General features: G+C 75.0%; 3 protein-coding genes and 1 pseudogene. 3 read left to right on the top strand and 1 reads right to left on the bottom strand.

Annotated elements, in window-relative coordinates; genetic code table 11:
* Positions 1 to 1,039, top strand: a 1,039-nt coding sequence (locus HUW36_RS29550) for an AAA family ATPase (RefSeq protein ID WP_174531107.1), incomplete at its 5' end; no start/stop codon positions are given.
* Positions 1,036 to 1,656 (top strand): HAD family hydrolase, encoded by a 621-nt coding sequence (locus HUW36_RS29545; RefSeq protein WP_174531106.1) that lies wholly within the window; start codon positions 1,036 to 1,038, stop codon positions 1,654 to 1,656. The genes HUW36_RS29550 and HUW36_RS29545, both read left to right, overlap by 4 nt.
* 39 nt (positions 1,657 to 1,695) lie before the next feature.
* Here the strand turns inward: HUW36_RS29545 and HUW36_RS29540 are convergent, their stop codons facing one another.
* Complete coding sequence (locus HUW36_RS29540) at positions 1,696 to 2,631, bottom strand: SMP-30/gluconolactonase/LRE family protein (RefSeq protein ID WP_174531105.1); 936 nt, start codon at positions 2,629 to 2,631, stop codon at positions 1,696 to 1,698.
* 77 nt (positions 2,632 to 2,708) lie between these two features.
* Between HUW36_RS29540 and HUW36_RS29535 the strand changes: the two are divergent.
* A pseudogene (locus HUW36_RS29535) lies at positions 2,709 to 3,043 on the top strand (helix-turn-helix domain-containing protein); the annotation flags it as partial.

Here is a 3,043-nt window from a genome sequence, read left to right as displayed (position 1 = left end):
CGGCGCCCGCGAGGCGCTCACCCGGCTCACCGTCTCGATCGCCCGGGCCGAGGAGCACCGCGACGCGGTCGCCCGCGAGCGCGCCGCGCGCGAGGCCGAGCTGTCCGAGGTACGCGGCGCGGCCAAGCGCCTCGCCGCCGAGCTGGAGCGGCTCACCAGCCAGGTGCACCGGGACGAGGTGGCCCGCGCCGAGCAGCGGATGCGGATCGAGCAGCTGGAGGCGAAGGCCGCCGAGGACTTCGGCCTGGACGTGTCCACCCTGGTCGCCGAGTACGGCCCGGACCAGCTCGTCCCGCCCACCGACGCGGACGTCGCGCTGGCCGCCAACGACGGCCGGCCGGTGCCGGAACCGGTCCGCTACGAGCGGCCGGTGCAGGAGAAGCGGGCCGCCAAGGCCGAGCGGGAGCTGGCCCTGCTGGGCAAGGTGAACCCGCTCGCGCTGGAAGAGTTCGCCGCGCTGGAGGAGCGCTTCAAGTTCCTCTCCGAGCAGTTGGAGGACCTCAAGGCCACCCGGCGGGACCTGCTCACCGTGGTCAAGGACGTGGACGACCGGATCCTGGAGGTCTTCGCCAGCGCGTTCGCCGACACCGCGCGGGAGTTCGAGCAGGTCTTCACCGTGCTCTTCCCCGGTGGCGAGGGCCGGCTCGTGCTCACCGACCCGGAGGACCTGCTGACCACCGGTGTCGAGGTGGAGGCCCGGCCGCCGGGCAAGAAGATCAAGCGACTCTCGCTGCTCTCCGGCGGCGAGCGCTCGCTGACCGCGGTGGCCATGCTGGTGGCGATCTTCCGCGCCCGGCCCAGCCCGTTCTACATCATGGACGAGGTGGAGGCGGCGCTCGACGACGTGAACCTGGGCCGCCTGATCACGCTGCTGGCGCAGTTGCGGGAGAAGAGCCAGCTGATCGTGATCACGCACCAGAAGCGGACCATGGAGATCGCCGACGCGCTCTACGGCGTGACCATGCGCGCCGGCGTGACCCAGGTGATCAGCCAGCGGCTCAACCGGGCCGACGACGAGGAACAGGTGACGAACGAGTGAGTCGGGAACGTGCCACGGCGCTCCTGGTGGACTTCGACGGCGTGCTGCGCCGCTGGGACCCGGCGGTGGCCGCCGGCGTCGAGCGGGAGTACGGGCTGCCCGAGGGCGTGCTCGGTGAGATCGCGATGTCCTGGGGGCTGCTCCAGCCGGTGCTGACCGGCCGGATCAGCCACGCCCAGTGGATGGCGAGCGTGGCCGACGCGCTGGTCCCGACGCTCGGTGACCCGGAGCGGGCCCGGGCGGCCGTGGAGCAGTGGCAGCGCTACCGCGGCGAGGTCGACCCGGAGGTGCTGGCGTTCGTCCGCGAGGCGCGGGCGGCCGGCATCCGGGTCGGGCTGGGCACCAACGCCACCGACCTGCTCGACGCCGACCTGGCCGAGCTGGGCCTGACCGAGGAGCTGGACGTGGTGGTCAACTCCTCGGTCGTCGGGGTGCACAAGCCGGCGAAGGAATACTTCCAGGCCGCCTGCGCGGCGCTGGACACCCCGCCGGCCCGGGTGCTCTTCGTCGACGACCAGGACCGCGCGGTGGCGGGCGCCCGGGTGGCCGGCCTGTCCGCGCACCGGTGGAGCGGGCCGGCCGACCTGCGGTACCTGCGCGCGGCGCTGGCGTACTGAGCCGGACGGGCCCCGTGTCCCGTCCGGCTCGTGCGCCGCTCACCGCAGGCCCGGCACCTCGGTGACCGTGAACGGCGGGGTCGGTGTGGTCGCGAAGAGTTGGCTGTCCACCCAGAGCAGTCGGCCGGCGTCGCGCGCCACCGAGGTCGGCGACCGCTGGACGCCGACCGGGCGGGAGCGGTCGACCACCCGGGCGGTGCGCAGCCCGTCGTCGAGCCGGGCCAGGTTCACCAGGAACCGGGTACCGCCTTCGCCGTCGGGTTCGTTGACCACCCCGTAGAGCCGGTCCCCTTCCAGCAGCAGGCCGTCGGCGCCCATCCGGCCGCCGCTGACCTGGACCTCGGTCACGGACCGGCCGGCCAGGTCGACCCGGAACAGGCGCTCGCCGCCCTGCTCCGCGACGAGGGCGACCCGGCCGGAGGGGTCGACCACGATGCCGTTGAGGAAGACCGGCGCGGCCGGGAAGTCGTCCGGGCCCACCCAGGGGACCAGGGCGCCGACGTGTCCGCCGGTGAGCCCGGCCCGCCACACGGTGCCGGTGGCGGAGTCCGTGACGTAGACGGCGTCGCGGGTGACCGTCAGGTCGTTGAGGGCCGCGCCGGGTCCGGCGGCGCGACGGGCCAGCAGGGTGCCGTCCGGCGCGTACACGAAGAGCGTGCCGGTGGTCCAGCCGGCGACGAGGACGCGACCGCGGCGGTCCACCCGGACCCCGGCGGCGCTGGTCCGGCCGTCGGCCCCGGGGGCGAGGAACGGGCGCAGCCCGGCCCGGCGGGTGTCGCCCCGGTAGACCGCGCCGGTGGCCGAACTCGTGACGTACATGGTGCCGCTCGCGGTGACCGTGAGCCCTTCGGGCAGCACGCCCGGCGCGCGGGAGACGACGTAGGTGTCGGGACGGACGTCGGTGGGGGCCGGCCGGGGTACGCCGACGGTCACCGCCGTCAGGACCGCGGCGGCCGCCGCGAGGAGTGTCTTCACGTCTGGCAGCGTCCGGCGGCGCCGGTCCGGCGGGAAGCCCCTTTCGGTACGGGCCGAAGGGTGGTTACCGTGCGCCGGTGACCATCCTGCGGCTCAACGCCGCCGACCTGAGCCGCACCGTCCTGCGGTCCGAGCCGGCGGTGCTGGTCGAGCTGGCGATGGCCGCCCAGCGGCTGGTCCTGGCCGACGTGCCGGAGCACCTCGCCGGGTGGCGCTCCCGGACCCGGGCGGCGTTGCGCCCCGAGATGCGTCCCTACCTGGACCTGTGCCGCTCGCCCCATCTGGTGCCGGACCTGGTGACCCCGCCGGTGTTCGACGGCGGCCTCGACGCCCTGCTGGACCGGGTCGCCGGCACCCCGGACGAGGTGCTCGCCGCCGAGCTGGGCCCGCTCGTGGCGTCCGGCGCGCTGCC

Source organism: Micromonospora maritima (assembly GCF_902825405.1).
Taxonomy (GTDB): Bacteria; Actinomycetota; Actinomycetes; order Mycobacteriales; family Micromonosporaceae; genus Micromonospora; species Micromonospora maritima.
This window is presented reverse-complemented; position numbering and strand designations above follow the sequence as displayed.